The organism is Ruficoccus amylovorans, from assembly GCF_014230085.1.
GTDB lineage: Bacteria > Verrucomicrobiota > Verrucomicrobiia > Opitutales > Cerasicoccaceae > Ruficoccus > Ruficoccus amylovorans.
The window spans coordinates 43,556-62,654 of record NZ_JACHVB010000025.1 but is presented as its reverse complement, the minus strand read 5'-3'; the positions used below and the strand labels follow the sequence as shown (position 1 = coordinate 62,654).

Below are 19,099 nucleotides of genomic sequence, written 5' to 3'. Positions count from 1 at the left end.
ATGTACGGATTGGGGTTGGGGCTGGTTCCATGCGGGAAGAAAGTTCTGATTGCCGCCGGGCTGGCATGGTTTTTGAATGTACCCACGGTCAATGAAGGCGAAAAAGTCATCAGGCGGGGCGGGGGACTCTGAGATTGTATCGGAAAATGAATACAACTCCGCCGTCGCGCGAACGCCTGCCATCGCGCGTTTTTGTTCCTGCTCGGACTGGGTGTTACCGGCTCACCGTCACTTGTGCGGCGAGCGCGAACTGCATGTGCGCCGGCGGGGCGAGAGCTGGCTGGCGCTGGCGGAGGGGCCGCTGATGCAGTTTGTCGGGGCGCTCCAGCCGCTCGACGCGCTGTGGTGTTTCAGTTGCCCGCTGCTCGGGCCGGACCCCCGCGACAGCGTGGACCTGCTGGAAGATTTCTTGCTCGAAGAAAAGCCCGATGCGCGGTTGGTCCTGCTCGGGGGCATCCCCTGGGACAGTGACCTGCATCTGTATTTGCGGCGTGGATACGGCGGACGCTGGCAGGTGCACGCGCTGCCGGGGGCGGATTGCCTGCAAGCCAGCCTGGAGGGCGGGGCGGAGGGATTCCTCTCGCGCCGAAGTGGAAAATTCCGGGCGGGGTTGCGACGCTCGGAGCGGGCAGCGCAGGTGGCAGGGGTTGAGTTCGAGCGCGTGCTGGAGGCGGACGATCCGGACGCGCTCTTTACGCGCATCGTGGCCGCCGAGCGGCAATCGTGGAAATGGCAGGCGGGCGAGAGTATTTTCCAGTCGACGAACACCCGGGCCTTTTATCAGGAGCTAATCCAGCGCAGTTGCGCGGCGGGTCGTTTGCGGGCGGCCTTCGCCCGGCTCGACGGGGAGGACATCGGATTCGCTTTCGGGGCGGCGCTGGGAGGGGTTTTTCGCGGGCTGCAAATGAGCTATCACCGCACCTATGCAGCGCTTGCCCCCGGCAACCTCTGCCAGTGGGAATTGATCCGCCAGTGCGAGACCGAGCGGCTGGAAACTTACGACCTGGGCATGGACATCGACTATAAGGCCCGTTGGGCTGAGCACCGCTTGAAGCTGGTCACGCTGCTGATGGTGAAGGCGTGAACTCTACCGGTGCGCTGCGTCTTTCTCGGCTTGTTCTTGGCCAAGCACTTCCATCAATCGCCGGGCGACTTCGGGGATGGAGAAGCGCTTCTGGAAACACGGGCGGGCGGCACGGCTGAGAGCGTGTCGTTCTCCGCGGGTGAGGGAGAGCCAGTTGCACAGGAGTTGTTCGGTCCCGGCCAGGGTGTCGCTCTCGACCAGGCCCGCGCCGTCCTCCTGGACTTCCTGCCAGATGTTGACCTTATTGGAAATGAGGACCGGCTTGCTCAGGCAAAGGGCCTCGGCCACGACGATGCCGAAGTTCTCCTGATGCGAGGGCAGGATGAGTGCCTGCGAGCAACTGAGCGCGCCCCACTTGAGTTCGCCCGAGAGCATGCCGGTGAAATGGATCTTTGGTGAACTGCTCAGGCTTCTGAGCCGCTCGGCGTAGGTGCTGTTCTCTCCGGGGCCGGCCAGCACGAGTGGCGGCAGATTGGCACCGTTGCTGACAAGCCCGTCATAGGCGAGCACCAGCAGGTCGAGACCCTTTTTCGGGTCGATACGTCCGAGAAAAAGCAGGAAATCTCCGCCGATGGCAGGGAATTTTTCCTTGAAAGCAGCACGGGCGACGGTGGCGTCGAAGGCAGGTTCCTCGATACCGAGTCCGACGACGATTTCGTTGGCCTCGTAGGGGCTGAAGGAGGTGCGTGCGAGCTGACGTTCGGTCTCACAGGTGAAGAGCACGCCCCGGGCGTCCCGCAGGACGCGACACTCGGCCAACCGCCAGTAAAGCCGCTTTTTGAGCTGTTTGTGGGGGTAGGCCTGGTTGAACCACGGGTCGAGCATGCCGTGGGGAAAGACGTAGTAGGGCGTGCGGGTGCGGCGCAGGATGTTGTGCACGGCCAGCCCGAGGTATTGCCACAGTCCGTGGACGATGATGGCGTGAAACTCGTCATGGTGTTGGCGCAACCAGGGTTTCAGTTCGGTGCAGTAGCCGTAGGTGGCTTTGGCCGGTCCGATTTCGTAGAGGTTAAACGGGAGATCGTGACAATTTGTGCCGGCTGCATCCAGACAAAGTACTTCCGCCTCGTGTCCCAGTTCGATCTGAGCGGTGGCGATCAGCCGGACAGCCTCGACCACTCCACCGGACTCGGGCCGCATGGTGTGGATGACGTGGAGAATTTTCATAAATCAGCAGATGAAGCGTAGATGAAGAAAAAACAAAGGCGTCGAGGGTCTGGCAATGATAGATTGTTTATCCCCGCTTAATGGAGTATTTATCCTCCATTCTTCAACTGGGCATAAATACTCAGATAAGCTTCCGCCATGCGGCCGGGGGTAAAGCGGGCGGCATTGGCCAGCCCGTTCCGGATGAGCGCTGACCGGTTCGCGAGCGATTCGAGGATGAGCGGGGCACATTGCCCGGCCCATTTGTCGGTCTGGTCGGCTCTGAGGGGCGGGGGCGGCAGGCGAATAGCGGCCTCGCCGCCAATGGCGTTCATGGGGGGCAGGTCGGTCAGGGCGACCGGGCAACCGCTGGCCTGGGCCTCGGCGACGGGCCAGCCAAAGCCCTCCTCCCAGGAGGGAAAAAACAGGCATTCGGCCCGGCCGTAGATCGCGTTGAGTTGCGCGTTGTCCAGACCGGTGAGAAAGTGAACCCGGGAGCCCAGATGGTGCTGGCGGATTTCCCGCGTGAGCGCTGCATCCTCCGGCCCGACAAAGACCAGGCGCGCCTGCGGATGGGATGGGAGCAGGGCCCGGTAAAGCGCGAGGACGCCGGGGCGATTTTTGTACCAGGCGTCCGAGCCGACGTGCAGGAAGTACGGCCAGTCTATTTTTCCGGGCAGCAGGCGGTCGGTTGTCTCGGGGGGAAGGAGTTGGAAGGGATAGGGGAGGGCGTTGGGGATGACAGCCAGCCGCTCGTCTGGCAGACCGGTCAGGGTTTGGAGGTCGTGGCGGGTTTTCTCCGACACACACACCACGAAGGGCGCGTCCTTGAGATGGCGATAAATCCAGTTTTGCAGGAGCCGTCCGCTCAGGCGGGTCGGATTCTGCGGAACCAGACCGAGACCGGACTTGATCGCCATCACGTCATGGCAGGTAACCAGCGTGGGCTGGCCCTGCGCCAGTGGCAGGTAGGGCGCGTTTGAGTGGTCGCAAAGGTGGACGATGAGGCGTTCGCCGCCGGTAGAGAGCCTCTGCAGTTGCCGTCGGAGTCTGGCGGGAGCGAGCAGGAACTTGTCCGCGTAGCCGCGCCATTTGGCCGCCGGGCCGGGGCCGCCGAGGACTTTTTTCGGCTCCAGCCGCGTGACGCGGCAGCCCTTGTCGCGCAGCCCGGTCTCCAGCAGCGCGGCGAAGCGCAGCATGCTTGCCTGCCGGTCGGGGGCATAGTTAGCGATGAGCGCTATGTGCGGCGGGTGCGGGGTCATCGGGTTGGCGGAGCTTGGGGGCGTCTTCGGCGGAGAGCGAGGAGGTCTTGGTGGCGGCGAGCGTCAGCCCGCTGCCGAGAATGGCGAAGCCCAGAATCGTCGGTGGTCCCCATTGACCGTTGAGGACGAGGGTGAAGCACGAGGTGAAGAGCAGCAGCGGCATGGCATTGCCCCGGCCCAGCGCGCTGAAGGCGTAGCGGAAGAGGAAAACCACCAGCATGAGCCGTAGCACGATGAAGCCCAGCCCGAGCATCGGGCCCATTTCCATGATGGCCTTTTGCCATTCGCTCTCGCCCATGAGAAAGGTGACCTCGCCGGTCAGCATCTTGGCTCCGACGTTGGAGCCGACTCCGATCCCGTGCCCGGTGAGCGGGGCCTCGAAAAGTGCGTTGAAGGGCAGCCCGACCAGCCCGTAGAGGAAGCGGCCCACGACTTCTTCCTTGAAGCCCTCCACGTCCTCCCCGGTCGAGCTGACCCAGCGGGCGGTGAAGGTCTCCGTGGCCGTGTCGAAGACGGGCAGCATCGGTACGACGACCAGGATCAGTGCCGCCGCCCCTACCGAGCGGATAATCAGCTTGGGCGGGTTGGGCAGGCGGTAAAAGGCGTAGGTGGCCGCCAGCATGACCAGCGCGCAAGTCAGCGCCAGCAGGCGGCTGATGGAGATCGGGATGGCGAGCATGACCGAGGCTGCCCCGATATAACACAGCCAGGTATAGCGCCTGCCCTCGTGCAGCAGAAACGCGATGACAAACGCCAGCACAAGCGGGAAATACGCCGCCGGTCCGGTGATGAAGGAGAACGTGCCCGGTGGGCGGTAGCGGCCCAGCGCGCCCATGATACCCTCGCCGCCGCCGACCTGGCTGTTGATCCACGCCCCCTGGGGCGAACTGAACTGGAGCACCATGATAAGCACCTGCGGCAGTGCCAGCGCGATCAGTACTTTGCCGATCTGCACGCAGTCCTTGTAGTCGAGGACTTGCCCGATGACGAAGATGAGCGGGATTTGCAGGAAGTTGATCCGCATCCCGTAGAGAGTGACGATGACGCTCGACTCGCTCGAAAGCGCCCCGAACAAAAACGCCATGAACCCCATAAAGATCGAGGCGATGACAAAGCCGTTGACCGGGAAAAGGTTCGCGCGGAAGGCCAGCAGGTAGATCAGCACCACGATGGGGTCGCGCACGATGAGCAGCGGCTCGGACAGCGGGACCAGGAACCACTTGCGCAACGCGCCCTCGCCCAGCAGCAGCGCGATGTATGCCCACAGCAGCAGCTTGATGAGTCCCTTGGTTCCGATGCCCTTAGCCATGCGCGCGATCTTCCAGAATATTGACCAGTGCGCCAGACAATTGCTCGCGGTAGCGCTCCCAGGAGACGGTGGCGGCTTTTTTCAGGCAAGCGGCGTGCATGCGTGGCAATTCGTCCCGGTGCTGGCTGAACCACGCCAGCCGCTCGGCCAGCGCCTCCGGCGAACGCGCCGGGGTGATGAAGCCCGTCTCTCCCGGTTCCACCAGATCGTCGCCGCCGGTGTTGGGCGTGATGAGCAGCGGCAGTCCACGCCCGAGTGCCTCCAGTTGGACGAGGGCCCGCCCCTCGACCAGCGAGGGGAGCACAAGCACGTCGCAGGCGTCCATCAGAGCGAGAACTTCGGGCCGGGGGCGAGGGCCGTGAAAAATCGCCGTCGGGCACAGCTCCCGGTAAAACGCCCCCGGCATCAGCCGCGAGCCCATGACGTGCAACTCGGTGTGGGGGAGAGCGGCCGAGTTCCAGGCCTCGAAGAGGTCGGCCAAGCCCTTGCGCTGGCTGAGCGAACCGGCGTACAGAAATCTCAAGGGGCGCTCAAGCGGCGGCTCGTAGGGCGGAATCGCTTCCACCGGATCGATGCCGTAGGGCATCCGCAGCAGGCGCTTGCCCGCGCGCAGTTCGGGCGGGATCGAGTCCTCGACAAACGCGCTCGGGCACACCACCACGTCAGCCAGTTCCAACTCGCGGCGCTTGCGGTCGAGTTTCCGCGCCGAGTCGCGGGTGGAGATCAGAGTCGGCTCCCAGTTGGGCCGCCGCCGCGCCTCCTCCGCCAGCATGGCGTGGGCGTAGGGGCCGTAGGCGATGGGAAGTTCGTAGATCGTGGTCAGTCCGCGCTCGCGGGCGACGGTGAAATGCTCGAGGCAGCCGTCCTCGTAGCCGTAAACGGCCTGCGCCTCGCGACCCGCCTTGCCGCGCAGGGCACGGGCCACCTTGCGGTCGAGGGCACGGTAAACACCGTCCACGCTGCACGGACCGATCTCGTGGCGGGTCAGGGAATTTTCCGGACGGTTGAGCAGCGCGAGCCGCACCAGTTCGCGCCACGGGGAGCGGCGCAGTTGCGCAGCGTAGATGGCGTAGCGGCGCTTGGCCAACTGGCGTTTGAGCTGGCCGGGGAGTGGGAGTGATTCGATTTTACTGTCCGCCGTCAGTCCGATTGTAGTGGAAAATGAATACAAAATGCCCGCCTCCTGCATGGCCCGCATGGCCTGGCGGAGGTTTTCGTTGCCGGTCGGGTGGCTGAGCAGGATCATGCGCCGAGATCGTGAAGAAAGGTTTCCGCCACGGCGGGCAGGCGGCTGGCCGGTGCCCGGCTGCGGAGGTTAAAGAAATTGTCCGGCAAAGTGCCGTCGAAAGCGATGTACTGCGGGTCACCCAGCGGAAGCTCCCGGGGGATGCCGGGGTAGTGCGCGTCGTCGCGGTTGACGATCACGGGCAGGCCGTGCTCGATAAGTGTGATGGCGCTGCCGCTTTTTTGCAGCAGGCTGCGGGGCGAGGAGGCCAGCCCGAAGTCGAGCGTGTTGATTAGTCGCGAGGCCGCGTCGGCGTCGAGCCGTCCGAGTTCGAAGAGGGCGAGGTGCTCGTCGTTGTCGCGCATGAGCGACTCCCAAAGCGCCTTGCCCGGGCCGATGCCGCCGAAGTGGATAAGCGCGATGCGTCGGCCCTCGTGCCGGGCGGCTTCGCGCAGGGCGTTGAGCAGTGGCTGGGGTGGCCACTCCGGATGGAGCGTGCCGAAAAGTCCGCCGAGGTGGAATTGCTTCCGGTTGCGGTCGGAGATGGCGAAGCCGTGTGTATTCAGAAATGGATACAGAATGCCCTCGGCGGTTCCGGCCTGCGGGGGGATGTTGCTGAACAGCGGCAGGGGGCGAGCATGTAGCCCGAGGCCGTCGAGTAGGACGCGGTACGGCTCGGCGTGAGTGTGCACGAGCGGCGAAATAATATCGGTGGCCCGCCGGATGATGCGCCGCTGGAGGAGGCCGACGAGGCGGTCCTTGAGCGGGGAGTCAAGCTTGCCGCCGATCCAGATTTCATGGAACATAACCTGCCAGCGCCAGGGGCCGCGGCAGGCGCGCAAGAGTCCCGGCAGTCGTCGCGGTAGCCCTTTGGGGTGCAGGCCGTAGGGGACGAATTGCAGGCTGATCCAGTCCGGTGAGAAGTCCTTGATCTGCGCGAGTAGCCGCGCCTGTTGGGCGGCGTCGCCGAGCGCGTCGGTGAAGCGACGCGGATCGTCCCCGGTGGCGAAAGGGTCGCGCAGGGCGAAGCAGGCGGTGGCGTGCCCGGCGGCCTCGCAGGCCCCGGCCAGCAGGCGCGTGTAGTCGCCCACGCCGTCGCGGCCCGGTTCGAGACTGTTGCACAGAAAGCAGATTTTCACCGTTTGCTGTATTGATATTTCCAATACGGAACCATAGGGATCAGGTAAAGGAACTCGGCGGCGAGTCCGCCGATGCGGGCGAGTTTGTCCACGGCGGGGCCGGGGCCGGTGAGGGCGCGCTTGGCCATGCGGGCGAAGGAGAGCGGGTCCAGGTTGGCGAAGCTGAGCGGCCGGCCGTACTTGTGGCACAGGTAAACGCTCGATTGCTTCGAGCGGGCGCGGCGCAGCCACGGGGTGGCCGGGCGCTGGGGGTGGAGGATCTCCGCCGCCGGGGTGAACTTCGGTTTTTCGCCAAGTGCTTCCAGGCGCAGTCGCAGGTCCACGTCCTCCAGGTGCGGGTAGGGGAATCCCTCGTCGAAACCGCCGAGCCGGTCAAAGGTCTCGCGGGCAAGCAGCAGGTTGCACGACCACAGGTAACCGCCGTTTTCGTTGACCGGGGCCTGGAAGCGCGGGCCCTTCAGCGGATAGTCGGTGGTGGTGCGGCCTTCGTAAACTTTTATCTCTGCGTCGATCGCGGCCGCGTACCCGGCCAACCAGCCGGGGGCGGGGATGCAGTCGTCGTCGGTGAAGGCGAGCCAATCGCCGGTCGCCAGCGAGGCTGCGTGGTTGCGGTTGGCGGCGGGGCCGCGCTTCGGGCCGGGCGTCCAGCAGGCCCAGGGGAAGTTTTCGTTAATGAGCGCCTCGGCGGTTTCACGGGAGCCGTCGTCGCTCACGATGACCTCGAAGGGCTCGCCCAGCGTTTGCCTGCCCGGCGCGAGCGCCGCCAGGCATTTGGCCAGCAGGTCGTTGCGGTGGCAGGTCGGGATGAGGACCGAAAACCGGGGCTGGCTCATTCGTCGGTGAGGGCTTCCCAGGCGGCGCGCAGACGGCGCTTGAAGCGTCGGGCGGCGTCGGGCGTGCTTTCTGCGTTGGCGGTGAGGAAAGTGGTCTTTTCCTCTGGGCTGAGGTACTGGAAGAAAAGTTTTGAGATGGGCTTGTCGGGGTTCATCTTTTCACCAGCCCAGTGGATGAAGACGGGCTTGTGCGCCTCGTCTTGCCAGTAGCGTTCATAGTCGGCGCCGTAGTCCCCGGCCCAGGTGGATTCCATGTTGACGGGCGGCAGGGTGAGGTTCGAGATGGGCACGCCGCAGAGGTGGACGAGCAGGTTGATGCCCGGCTGCTCGTGGTAGGGGTCGTCGAGGATGGTGCGCCGGTACTCGGGGTTGGCGGCGGTTTCCTTGAAGGATTCAAAGGTGTAGAGCGCCCGGTCGCAGGCAAATTGCCCAGTGTTGAAAATCAGCCGCTGCCAGGTGGTCGTGCGTTGGCGGATGAGGGGCAGAGAATGCTCGGTGTAGGTGTGGGCGGGGTTGTGCCAGTGGCAGCAACTGGCCACCCAACCTTCGTGCGGGGCGAGCATGGGCGCGGGGTCCCGCAGGAAGATTACGTCCGAATCGACGAACTGGTAATTGCTCTCCAGCATGCACTGGTACTTGCGCATGACGGGGCGCGCGTTCTGCTGTTTTAACCAGTCGCAGAGCGCGTCGTCTTTCCACCAGTGGCAGCCCTCGGGCAGATCGAACGTGCGGTCGTCGTAGGGGATGACCCAGACGGGCAACTCGCAGCCCGTGGCCCGCAGGGAGCGGATCATGGCCAGCAGGGGGATCTTGACCGGCTCGTTGCCCAGGGTGATGATTTTTTCCAGCTTCATGGGGTTACTTGAGGCGAAGGATTTTCGATGTGCAGCGGCCCAGCCAGCGGTAGAGGCGGCTGGTGGCGACCTTGAGGCGGACCTTGAGTGCCTGGCGCTTGAAGTAGGGGCTTTTAAAATCGGCCTCGTCGATCTCGCGCGTGCGTCGCCCCGTGACCACGCTGAACAGCTCAATCGGCCCCAGGTCGCACTCCTGGTAGTCCATCGGCTTGCGGGCGACAACGAAGGTGCCGGGGCCGCTCTCGTCGCGCTCGATGCCGAGGATCTCGAAGTCGGCCAGCATCTTTTTAAAGTCGTCAATCTCGTAGCGCCAGAAGTCGGTCGGGTAGCCGTGGTAGGGGTAGCCGATGGCGGGCGAGGTGATGAGCAACAGGCCGCCCCGGCGGCAGATGCGTTTCATGTTGGTCAGGGAGGTGCGCCACCAGCGGGTGTGCTCCATCATCTCGATGGAGATGACGATGTCGAAGGACTCGGGGCCGAACTCCTGTTCGAGCGTGTCGGCGTTCATGACCTTGTCCACGCAGGGGCCTTCGATCATGTCGATGCCGAGGTAGGACTTCGGCGCCCAGTGGGTGACGTAGGGCTTGATCGAGCCGTTGAAGTCGCAGGAGCCGACTTCGATCACTTCCTTGCCGCGGATCTCATCAGGAGGGAGGTAGCGGGCGGCGAAAACCATGCAGCTGGGTCTGGGCATAATCGGGTGTGTCTTGAGGTTGTTAAAAACTGTTAAGCCAATCTGATCGGAACTTAAAGCAAAGAGCGAAGCGCAAATTGGCGGATTTATGACCCGCGCAGGCGGTTCCAGTGCGCCCCGGCGACCCGGCGGAAGCGTTCGCCGTAGCGGCTTTTTTCGCGCCAGAGGGTTCTCAGGCGGGTGCATTGGCCCTTCCATACGAGCCAGTCGGCGCTGCCCTCTCTCTCTCTCGTCGGGCGGAAGAGCACGCGCGGGGCCAGTCCAAGCAGGGAGCGGAGTGTCTTTAAGGTGGCGCGTACCCAGCAGGGCTGAGGAGGCCGTCCGGTGGTGAAACCGGGCAGCAGGGCGTAGTAGGCGTCGAGGTATACGGACTGCGCGCCGAAGCCGCTGTTGAGTCGGGTGAGGTAATCCCAGTTCAGGCGACCGGCGGGGATGAAGTGCCGGATGAGCAGGGCCGGGTCGTACCAGATTTTCCATCCGCTGAGCCGCAGCGCGGCGCACAGTTCGGCGTCGCCGCCGGAGGTCAGCTCCTTGCCCTTGCGGTCGCTCAGCTCGGGCTCGAATCCCTCGGCCCGCAGCGTTTCCCACGCCTCTTTGCGGAAACACAGGCCCGCGCCGCAGACATACTTCTCCACGATGCCTCCCGGTGACGCTAGCTCGTACACCGCGTAGTGGCCCTTGAATTGCGCAAACCAGTCCGGGGGCGTCGTCTCACACGCCTCCGTGGTCGGCCCCCCCACGACGCCGACCATCGGGTTGTCACGGAAGATACGAGCCACCGTGGCCAGCCAGTGTGGGGGTGTCCAGTTGTCGTCGTCCACCAGAGCGACTATGGGGAGGGCCGCCTCGGACGCGCCACGGGCGCGGGCGTGGCTGAGGCCGGGCTGCGGCTCGGACACGACGCGCAGCGGGGCCACCGGGTTGCGCTCCCAGGTCTCTACGGCGACGCTGGCGGTGTCGTCGGTGGAGGCGTTGTCGATTACGATAACTTCCCATTCGAGCCCGTCTGTGCCCTGCTGATCTTGCAGGTGACGGAGAGTCTGGGGAAGGCGCGAGCGGCTGTTGTAACAGCAAATAACTACACTGATGCCGGGCGTTGGATCGGGGTCGGTCATAGTCTTGTCAGCCACGCTTGAGGCGGCGGGAGATTTTTTTTGCTAAAGGTTCGACGGTATTGGCGGTGCGGGCAGCGATACGCAGGGGGAGAGGGAGTTTTCTTATGTAGTGATTTATCAATACGCGCTGACGTTCAAAGGTCGCGCCGGTGGCCAGTTCGGCTTGGGTCTTGGTCCCTTCGATCAGCCGAAAATTTCCCCAGCACTCGTCAACGTAGCGGATGCGGGCGTGCTGGCTGGCGCGGAAAAGGAAGTCGAGGTCCATCGTCATGTGGTCCTTGATATCGTAGGGGCCGGCAAGTTCGTGGAGGCTCTTGTGGTAAAAGTACGAGGCGGGGTTGAGCGGGAAGGGCTTGCCCCGGCAGAGGTTGTAGAGGCTGAGCGGGGCGGGCTTGTTCAGGCCGAGGTCGCGGTCGTTGTCGCCCCAGACATGCAGATTGCCGTAGAGGAAGGCGGGCTCGGGCAGGTCGTGCGCAAGCTTGCAAACGCGGTTGAGGGTGCCGGGGGCGTAGTAGTCGTCAGCATTGAGAAAACCGATCAGCGGCGTGCGGGCTTCGCGGATGCCGTGGTTCATGGCGTCGGACTGGCCGCTGTCTTTTTCGGAGATTAGTTCTACGCGCGGGTGTTTTTGGGCGAACTCGCGCACAAGCTCCGGCGTGCCGTCGGTGGAGAGTCCGTCCACGATGAGGTGGATGGCTTGCGGGCAGTCCTGCGCGGCCACGTTCTCCAGGCACCCGGTGATAAACCGGGCGCAGTTGAGCACCGGAGTTATGACGGTGATTAGCGGTGCGTCGCTCATGACTGAGTGGTGGTGCAGATGGCCGGGCGCTTGGCCCCGTAGCGCAGGAACAGCGGGACGAGACGCAGGGCGCGCCAATAGCGGGGGAAGTAGCGGCGCGGGTCCGAGAGGATGCGGGCCAGCCAGCCGAGATAGAGTTTGTCCACCCAACGCGGGATATTGGCCTGCTGCCCGGTGAAAAACGCGATGGCCGCGCCCGTGCAGATAATGGCCGGGCGGTAGCTGAGCTGTTGGAGCAGCGTGTGGCCGAGGCGTTCCTGGGTGCCACCACCGATGTTGTTAAAAACAAAACGCGGGCGGCGCTCTTCGAGCAGAGCGGCGAGTTTGTCGTCGCGGACTTCGCCGGAGCCGGGATAGAGCGGGGCGAGGTAGCAATCCTCCTCGCGAGCGGGAATGCCCTGTACGTCGCTCAGCCAAGCCAGGTTGATGCGCATTTCCTTTTCACTGGGCATGATCCAGAAGGTCGCGCCCGGTTCGCGCAGGACGGGGTGTTTGATCAGTTCGCGGAAAAACAGGTAGCCGGAAATCTTGGGAATGCGGGGGCGGTGGGTCAGGTTCCAGAGCAGGACGAGCAACCCGCTGTCGGTGAGGCAGTAGTCGCTGTTGGCCAGGGCGTCGTAGTACTCCGGCATCGTGGGGATGTCTCCCAGATTGGGTCCGGCGGGAGCGACGAGGAGCCCGCCGTCGCGGGCGGTCGCTTCCACCACGGCTTCCAGTGTGTCGGTGTAGAAGGTAAGCCCGAGAATGGTGACGGTTTTGTCCGTGGTGGTCATGCCAGTTGTGAGCGGGGGAAATGGTTCGTGAAAAATGTATTCAAAAGATGGATACGAACTGGCGGATGCGTCCGGCGCGGATGCGGAGTTTGCCCAGCGCGGCCTGAATGAGTTTGCCGAGGGCCTGCCAGGGGGCGGTCTTGAGCGGGACGCTTCTGAAAAGACGGCACGTAGTCTTGCGGGCGCTGCGCCAGTTGCCATCGAGCAGGGCGAGGTCGATCCACTCCAACTGGCTGGATTCGGGTGTGGCCGGGGTCGGAGTGAGGACTTTTTCGGGAAGGCCGCGTTGCTGGCGGGCCTCGGCCATGAGCCGGTTGGCGATGGCGGTGCGGGCGCCGCGGTTGCTGGTTGCGTTGATGCTGGCGGGGTGCTGGCGGTAGCCCAGCAGCGGCTCGGGCAGGACGGAAAAATGTCCCTGCTCAAGCAGGCGCAGGAAGAGGTCGTAGTCCTCGATGTCCTTGCACTCGGCCTGGTAGCCGCCGACGGCACGGATGGCGTCGGCCCGGAGCATCATGGCGGGGTGGACGAGGCCACCGATGCCGCCTTCGAGCAGATCGTGTTCGATTTGTGCGGGGTTGGCGCTCATTTTCCAAGTCCAGATGTGCTCGCCCTCGGGGTCGAGGTAATCGACCCACGAGCCGACGCCGACGCAGTCCGCGTGCGTGTCGAGGTAGGCGGCCTGGCGGGCGAGCCGGGCGGGGCGTGCGATGTCGTCGGCGTCCATACGGGCGATGTAGGGGGCGCGGCAGAGTGCGAGTCCGTCGTTGAGCGCGCCGACGATGCCGGTGTTGGGACGGCTGAGCACGCGCAGGCGGGCGTCGCGCCGCGCGAAGTCATTCAAAATGTCGGCGGTGTCATCGGTCGAGCCGTCGTCGACAGCGACGCATTCAAAGCAAATGTTCTCCTGCGCGAGAATGCTCTCCAGTGCCTCGGGCAGGTAGCGCCCGGCGTTGTAAACCGGGAGTAGCACGGAAACTTGCAGGGTCGGGTCGGCACTCATGGCTTGCGGCGGATGCCGAGGCGCTCCCCGGCTTTCTGGCTCAAGGCACGGGCCAGCTCGCGTCCGCTGCGGCGGGGGAGGGCGTCGGTCTGGGTGAGAGCTTCGGTCAGCATCTGGAGGGCGTTGGCGGCTCCTTCCGCCGGGAGGGTTTGCTTTTGGGCGGCGGCTTGCGCCCGGCGGGCAAGTTCCTCGTAGCGCTCAACACAACCGCTCGGAGTGAAGCGTTCGCGCAAGAAAGTGCGGGCGCGTTCGCCCAGTGCCGGGAGCGTCTCGGGGTGGGTAGTGACTTCGCGTAGGACGGTGGCGAGGGCTTCGGGGTCGTCGGCGGGGAAGACGCGGCCATTGATGTTTTCCTCGATTAAATATGAAGCGCCTGTACCGCTGGAGACGAGGACGGGCACGCCCGCGTCCATGGCCTCCAACACGGTGAAGTTGAGCGTGTCCCAGCGTGAGGGAACGAGCGCGAAGTCCGCCCGGGCCTGCCGGCGGAGAGCCTCCTCGCGGGGGGCGGGGCCGTGCCAGCAGAAAGTTTTACCCCAGATGGTGGGGTGCTCCTTTTGTAGCCACTCGGACATGGAGGTGCCACCCGGAGCGGTTCGGGTGTCCGCGCCGAGCCAGTCGATGCGCAGGGGGAAGTCCGGCCCGAGCCGGGCGAGGGCGTCGGCCAGTGTCTGCGCGCCTTTCCAGTCCTGGAGTCGTCCGAGGACAACGCCGGTCAGCGGCTGGTTGGCGCTTTTTGGTGTATCCAAAAGTTGTGACAGCGCAAAGGGCGGGTCTATGCAGGGGATGTCATGGCCGAGGGTGGCGGTCCATTCGCGGGAGTTGGCGGGGCTGTAGGCGTGGGCGAGGTGGGCGCGCAGGAGGGCATCGGATTCGAGCATGCGCACCAGTGGCAGGTCTGGCGCGCCCGCGTCGGCGGGCGAACGGGCGGCGATCTGCCCGAGCGAGCCGTGGGCGGTCACCACGAGAGGCGGGAGGCCCGTTTCGCAGAGCGCGGAGGCGTAGCCGAGAAACTCCGCCGCGAAGACGACCGCGCAGTTGGGCGCGTGTTCGCGCAGCCAGGCGCGCATGGCTGCGCCGGTGGCCAGCGAGAGGGCGGCCAGTTTCCAGTCTTCGGGCAGGGCCTGGCTGAGCTGCACGAAACGGCGGTTTTTGTCCCCTTCGACACAGACGACTTCCAGGCCCGGCCAGCCGGGGTTCTCCGGTTTGCGCTGGGTGGTCAGGATTGTTGTGGGCAGTCCGAGCTGGCTGCGGCAACGGGCCAGGTGCGCGTAAAAAGTCGCCAGTCCGCCCAGATGGGGGAGCCATTCGGGGATGGCGAAGACCGGGTGGATGCCGTGAGGGGTGCTGGTCATTCTTTGGCGTCTGCGCGGTTCGTGTTTGTGCCGTTGGACAGCGTCGTTTGCCAGTAGCGGTGGAGACCGTCAATGTCGTTTGAACACAGGAGGGGCATGGCTTCCTTGATCTTTTCTATCGGCCAGTTCCACCATTCCAGTTCCAAGAGCATCGCAATCTGATTTTCGGGGAAACGCTTCTTGATCACTTTGGCAGGGTTTCCGCCGATGATGGTGTAAGGCTCCACGTCTTTCGTGACCAATGCACGGCTTCCGATCACGGCCCCATGACCGACCTTGATACCGGGCATGACCATCGCTTCGGAGCCGATCCAGACATCGCTGCCGATAACGGTGTCACCGGTTTTTTGAAAGGCATCGGATGCTCCTGCAAACGCAGGTTCATCATCCATATAGAAGAAAGGAAACGATGAAACCCAGTCATAGCGGTGGCCTTGGTTCCCGGCCATGATGAAAGACGCGCCGGAGCCGATGGAACAAAAGCTGCCGATGATCAAACGGTCCACATCGTCGCGATCCGGAAGCAGGTAGCGGGCACAGTCGTCGAACGAATGGCCGTGGTAATAGCCGGAGTAGTAGCTGTACCGGCCAACCTGGATGTTGGGGTTTGTTACCTGGCTGGCGAGTTGTTCGCCTTTAAAGGGACTTTTAAAGTAGTTTTCCATGAGGGTACAGGTGCGGGCAGTCCTGGGACTTTTACTATTCGACCTTGTCGGTCTCCCAGGCGAAGCGGGTGCGGATCAGGCCCATCCAGGCGTTATGGTATTCGCCGCGCATGGCGCCGGTGTCGTGGACCATGAGGGTGAGCGCGTTTTCCTCCCAGACGTTGAGCTGGGAGGCGTCGGTCTGTATGGCGATGTGGGCGCGGTAGAGACCGTCACTGAGGAAATTGGCGGGGATGGTAATACGGCTGAGGTAGAGCCCGGCGGGGTGGGGACGGTAACCCCATTCGTCGTCGCCAAGGCGGGCGGAAGGCAGGTTGGGAGAGGAAAAGACGGGCGTGCCGATTTTATCCACGAGGATGAAGGCGGGGTTGAGGCGGGCTCCGTCTCTGAGGCACCAGTATTGGATTTCCACTACAATGTCGCGGTCGATTTCGATGTTGTCGGTGGGCATGCCGTCGCAGAAAACCGTGACCGCGTGCAGGCGGGCGATGTCGTCGCCGGGCGCGTCTTCGGGCGTCTCCCAGAGGCGATGACTGGAGTGCTTGGAACTGGTGTTGAGGTACTGATTAATGACCTCGCGGGAAGGGCCGTCGGCGCAGAGCTGGCCGTCGTGGAGAAGGATGGAGCGGTCGCAGAGGTTGGCCAGGGTGGAGAGCTGGTGGCTGACGAAGAGTACCGTGCGACCCTGCCGGGCGACTTCGCGCATCTTGTCGATGCACTTTTTCTGGTAGGCGGCGTCGCCGACGGCGAGCACCTCGTCCACGATGAGCACATCGGGCTCCAGGTGCGCGGCCACGGCGAAGGCCAGGCGCACGGTCATGCCGCTGGAGTAGCGCTTGACCGGGGTATCGACAAAGGCCCCGATCTCGGAAAACTCGATGATGTCGTCGAGCTTGTCGCGGATCTCGCCGCGGCGCATACCCAGAATAGTGCCGTTGAGGAAAATGTTCTCGCGTCCGGTCAGCTCGGGGTGGAAGCCGGTGCCGACTTCGAGCAGCGAGGAGACGCGGCCCCGGATGACGGCGCGGCCGGTGGTCGGCTCGGTGATGCGGGAGAGGAGTTTGAGCAGGGTGGACTTGCCCGCGCCATTGCGACCGATGATGCCGAGGGTCTCGCCTTCGTTGACGCTGAAGGAGGTCTCCCGCAGCGCCCACATGGTGTTTGGGCGAGGACCGGCGCGCCCGGCGGGGATTTTCAGTTTGGAGTTGGCTTGCCAGTCGCCGCTCTCGCGTCGGCGCACGCGGCTGGCCCACCAGTGCTGGAGGGATTCGCGCAGGGTGCCGGCCCCGACCGTGCCGAGACGGTAGAGCTTGGAGAGGCGTTCGACTTCGATGATGGGCGCGGGCATTTTTTTAAAAAAATCGTAGATTCGGAATTTTTAGAGATTCGTAGGTTGGGGAAGGGGGCGGCGATTGGGAGTATGTTGATGTTGAATCTACGAATCCTGAATTTATAAATTTATGAATCTTACACCGTGTCGGCGAAGGTGCGTCCGGTACGCTGGAAAGCGAGAGTTCCGGTGAAGAAGACCCCGAGGCTGATGACGATGGAGCACAGGTAGAAAAGAGGTTCGACGGTGCCCTTGCCCAGGAAGGCTATCTTGTAGGCTTCGATGATCGGGGTCATCGGGTTGAGCAGGACGAACCACAGGTACTTGGCCGGGACGCTGGAGACGGGGATGATAATCGTCAGGTAGAGCCAGATCTGGATGATGAACTGGTTGAGGTGGGAGAGATCGCGGTACTTGGCGGTGAGGGCGCTCATCCACAGCCCGACTCCGAGCGCGAGGATGCCCGAGTGCACCAGCAGCAGCGGCACGAAGACGACCCGCCAGGTCATGCCGAAGTTCGCGCCCGCGTCGGAGAAGAACTTGAAACCGGCGTAAACGAGCAGGAACAGCCCGAGCTGGATGATAAAGGTAAAGATGGACGACGCGGCGACCGAAAACGGCACCACCAGACGCGGGAAGTATATTTTTTGGAAAATGTGCGCGTTGGAGGTGAAGGTCGTGCTGGTGCCGTTGAGAATCTGGGCGAAGTAGTTCCAGCCCAGAAGTCCACAGAGATAAAACAGGGTGTGGGGCACGCCGTCGGAGGGAATCTGCGCGATGCGCCCGAAAATGACGGTGAAGACGACCGTCATGACCAGCGGCTGGAGTACGAACCACAGCGGTCCGAGCAGGCTCTGCTTGTACCGGGAGACGAAGTCCCGCCGCACCAGCAGCAGGAGCAGGTCGCGGTAGTTCCAGATTTCTCGCCAGTCGATACGCAGCCAGCCCTGGGCGGGTTGGATGACGGTGATGACGGGCAGCGTTTTGTCGGTGGAAAGTTCGCTCATGGCCGGGTTGTCAGGGGGCGATACTGGTGGGGGAATTCGTAGATTCGGAATTTTTAGAGATTCGTAGATTGTGGAACGGTGGGGAGCGATTGGGGAATTTATTGATTTCGCGTATGTGAATCCTGAATTAATAAATTTATGAATTTCTCAAAGATGCTTTCGGCTTCGATGATGGGCGCGGGGCGTGAATAGCTGTCGGCACGCTGCCGCCCTTGGCCGGATACCGGATGGTAAAGCCAATCGTGGATGCGGGTTGAAGGGAGTTTTTCAGAAGGTCAGGAGCCTTCGGATGGTTGTGAACCAAGCGGATGGCGGTAGCGGCGTTCCACTTCGTTGAGGGAAAGTTCGATCTCCTGGCTGCGCCCGAGGATGTCGAGTAGCACGCGCACGCGTTCGGAGCCCGGAAGCAGGCGGACGACATCGGCGCTGTTGCCCTGGAAAATCCCCGCGATAATGCGGATGTTTTCTCCGGCCTGGACCGGCTGCAGGGGAAGCTCCAGGATGTTGCCGGGGGCGAGGGTGGCCAACTCCTCGACGACGGAGGCCGGGACGGGGATCAGGTCTGTTCCCTGACGCACGACATAGGCGACTCCGCGGGCGTAGCCCACGGCCTTGATCTGGTGCAGGGGGCGGAAGCGGGCGAAGAGGTAGTTCGGGAAAAGCGGTTCCAGTACCGTGCGTCCCCGCCGGGCAGTCTGCCGCCGGTAGCGCACTTGGGGGAAGAGCACGCTCACCCCGTCGAGCGCGCTCAGGCTCGTCGCGGCGGCTCGCTCGCGTTTGGGCTGGGTCTTCAGGCAGTACCACGCCGCTTGGTCAGAGAAAGTCATGTTTTCATCAGGGTGCTGAGCAGTGGCAGGAGGCGGCTGGCGTTGGCGTGCCAGCGGAATAGCTTGTCCACCCGCTGCCGAAGGTGCGCCTGGCGGGCGGAGTCGGGCTCCTCGCGCAGGCGATCCTTGAGTTGGCGGAGTTTTTCCTGACCGGAGTCGAGCCGGGGCTGGAGCTGTTCGCGCAGGATGTTCCCCAGGAGACGGCGCAGTTCGGTTTCGGGTTCGTAGTAGTCGCAGCGGCGGCCGGGCTTTTCCACCGTGCGTACGGCGCGGAAGGCCCGCAACTGCTTAAGCCCCTGGCTGGCGGTGCCGAGGCTGATGCCGAGCCGCTTGATGATGTCGTCCATACACAGGGGCTCCTCGCAGACGTAGAGCAGCCCGTAGATTTCGCCCAGGGACTTGGGCAGGTCGAGCATCTGCACCGCGCCTGCCATCAGCGCGATGATCTCCCGCTCGGTCTGGCCGAGGCTCGTGTCTGCGGGGGCGGTGCTCATGGTTGTCTCCATCGGTCGGAGGGGGAGGGGGTTTACCCTTATTTCAATAATATTTGAAGTAAAGCGCATGCCTGCGGCTGGCAATCCTGAAAACGTTGGAGGCAAATGGGTTTCGTTGTGAAAGCCGGAGCGGGGAAAAGATTTGCAGCCAGGCGGGAGGGGTGTTTGAAATCTGGAGCAAGCACCCC

General features: G+C 63.6%; 19 protein-coding genes. 1 reads left to right on the top strand and 18 read right to left on the bottom strand.

All coding sequences use genetic code 11. The annotated features are described in order from the left end of the window. Positions 1-91 precede the first annotated feature (91 nt). Positions 92-1,084, top strand: coding sequence for a GNAT family N-acetyltransferase (locus H5P28_RS09800; RefSeq protein ID WP_185675532.1), 993 nt, complete (start codon positions 92-94; stop codon positions 1,082-1,084). A 3-nt stretch (positions 1,085-1,087) separates the two neighbouring features. On the opposite strand, the gene H5P28_RS09795 is transcribed toward H5P28_RS09800, so the two are convergent. The 18 genes from H5P28_RS09795 to H5P28_RS09710 all read right to left on the bottom strand — a co-directional run bounded on the left by H5P28_RS09795 (position 1,088) and on the right by H5P28_RS09710 (position 18,911). Then, complete coding sequence (locus tag H5P28_RS09795) at positions 1,088-2,251, bottom strand: glycosyltransferase (RefSeq protein WP_185675531.1); 1,164 nt, start codon at positions 2,249-2,251, stop codon at positions 1,088-1,090. A gap of 89 nt (positions 2,252-2,340) precedes the next feature. Then, positions 2,341-3,492 carry a glycosyltransferase family 4 protein gene (locus H5P28_RS09790; RefSeq protein ID WP_185675530.1) on the bottom strand — a complete coding sequence of 384 codons (1,152 nt, stop codon included), beginning with the start codon at positions 3,490-3,492 and terminating at the stop codon, positions 2,341-2,343. Continuing rightward, entirely contained in the window at positions 3,455-4,801 is a 1,347-nt protein-coding gene (locus tag H5P28_RS09785) for a hypothetical protein (RefSeq protein WP_185675529.1), read from the bottom strand. The genes H5P28_RS09790 and H5P28_RS09785 overlap by 38 nt, the downstream gene beginning before the upstream one ends. Next, positions 4,794-6,047: a glycosyltransferase family 4 protein gene (locus H5P28_RS09780; protein ID WP_185675528.1), complete on the bottom strand. Its 1,254-nt coding sequence runs from the start codon at positions 6,045-6,047 to the stop codon at positions 4,794-4,796. Before H5P28_RS09780 ends, H5P28_RS09785 begins: the two co-directional genes overlap by 8 nt. After that, entirely contained in the window at positions 6,044-7,165 is a 1,122-nt protein-coding gene (locus H5P28_RS09775; protein WP_185675527.1) for a glycosyltransferase family protein, read from the bottom strand. The genes H5P28_RS09780 and H5P28_RS09775 overlap by 4 nt, the downstream gene beginning before the upstream one ends. Beyond that, entirely contained in the window at positions 7,162-7,998 is an 837-nt protein-coding gene (locus H5P28_RS09770) for a glycosyltransferase family 2 protein (protein WP_185675526.1), read from the bottom strand. Before H5P28_RS09770 ends, H5P28_RS09775 begins: the two co-directional genes overlap by 4 nt. Next, positions 7,995-8,852, bottom strand: coding sequence for a hypothetical protein (locus H5P28_RS09765; protein ID WP_185675525.1), 858 nt, complete (start codon positions 8,850-8,852; stop codon positions 7,995-7,997). Before H5P28_RS09765 ends, H5P28_RS09770 begins: the two co-directional genes overlap by 4 nt. Before the next feature lie 4 nt (positions 8,853-8,856). Beyond that, positions 8,857-9,546 carry a methyltransferase domain-containing protein gene (locus tag H5P28_RS09760; RefSeq protein WP_185675524.1) on the bottom strand — a complete coding sequence of 230 codons (690 nt, stop codon included), beginning with the start codon at positions 9,544-9,546 and terminating at the stop codon, positions 8,857-8,859. Positions 9,547-9,632: 86 nt separating this feature from the next. After that, on the bottom strand, positions 9,633-10,676 hold the full coding sequence (locus tag H5P28_RS09755) for a glycosyltransferase (RefSeq protein WP_185675523.1): 1,044 nt from the start codon (positions 10,674-10,676) through the stop codon (positions 9,633-9,635). Continuing rightward, positions 10,669-11,460 (bottom strand): glycosyltransferase family 2 protein, encoded by a 792-nt coding sequence (locus H5P28_RS09750; RefSeq protein WP_185675522.1) that lies wholly within the window; start codon positions 11,458-11,460, stop codon positions 10,669-10,671. Before H5P28_RS09750 ends, H5P28_RS09755 begins: the two co-directional genes overlap by 8 nt. Next, positions 11,457-12,233 (bottom strand): WecB/TagA/CpsF family glycosyltransferase, encoded by a 777-nt coding sequence (locus H5P28_RS09745; RefSeq protein ID WP_185675521.1) that lies wholly within the window; start codon positions 12,231-12,233, stop codon positions 11,457-11,459. The genes H5P28_RS09750 and H5P28_RS09745 overlap by 4 nt, the downstream gene beginning before the upstream one ends. A 40-nt stretch (positions 12,234-12,273) precedes the next feature. Further along, positions 12,274-13,233 (bottom strand): glycosyltransferase family 2 protein, encoded by a 960-nt coding sequence (locus H5P28_RS09740; RefSeq protein WP_185675520.1) that lies wholly within the window; start codon positions 13,231-13,233, stop codon positions 12,274-12,276. Next, complete coding sequence (locus H5P28_RS09735; protein WP_185675519.1) at positions 13,230-14,588, bottom strand: glycosyltransferase family 4 protein; 1,359 nt, start codon at positions 14,586-14,588, stop codon at positions 13,230-13,232. Before H5P28_RS09735 ends, H5P28_RS09740 begins: the two co-directional genes overlap by 4 nt. Then, positions 14,585-15,253: a type B chloramphenicol O-acetyltransferase gene (gene catB / locus H5P28_RS09730; protein ID WP_185675518.1), complete on the bottom strand. Its 669-nt coding sequence runs from the start codon at positions 15,251-15,253 to the stop codon at positions 14,585-14,587. Before catB ends, H5P28_RS09735 begins: the two co-directional genes overlap by 4 nt. A gap of 34 nt (positions 15,254-15,287) precedes the next feature. Next, positions 15,288-16,601, bottom strand: coding sequence for an ABC transporter ATP-binding protein (locus H5P28_RS09725; RefSeq protein ID WP_185675517.1), 1,314 nt, complete (start codon positions 16,599-16,601; stop codon positions 15,288-15,290). Between the two features lie 119 nt (positions 16,602-16,720). Then, a complete protein-coding gene (locus H5P28_RS09720) occupies positions 16,721-17,590 on the bottom strand; it encodes an ABC transporter permease (RefSeq protein ID WP_185675516.1) in 870 nt (289 codons plus the stop codon). A 275-nt stretch (positions 17,591-17,865) separates the two neighbouring features. Then, the gene (nusG, locus tag H5P28_RS09715) at positions 17,866-18,417 is read right to left on the bottom strand and encodes a transcription termination/antitermination protein NusG (protein WP_185675515.1); all 552 of its coding nucleotides are present in this window, start codon (positions 18,415-18,417) and stop codon (positions 17,866-17,868) included. Further along, a complete protein-coding gene (locus H5P28_RS09710; RefSeq protein WP_185675514.1) occupies positions 18,414-18,911 on the bottom strand; it encodes a GbsR/MarR family transcriptional regulator in 498 nt (165 codons plus the stop codon). Before H5P28_RS09710 ends, nusG begins: the two co-directional genes overlap by 4 nt. Between the last annotated feature and the right edge of the window lie 188 nt (positions 18,912-19,099).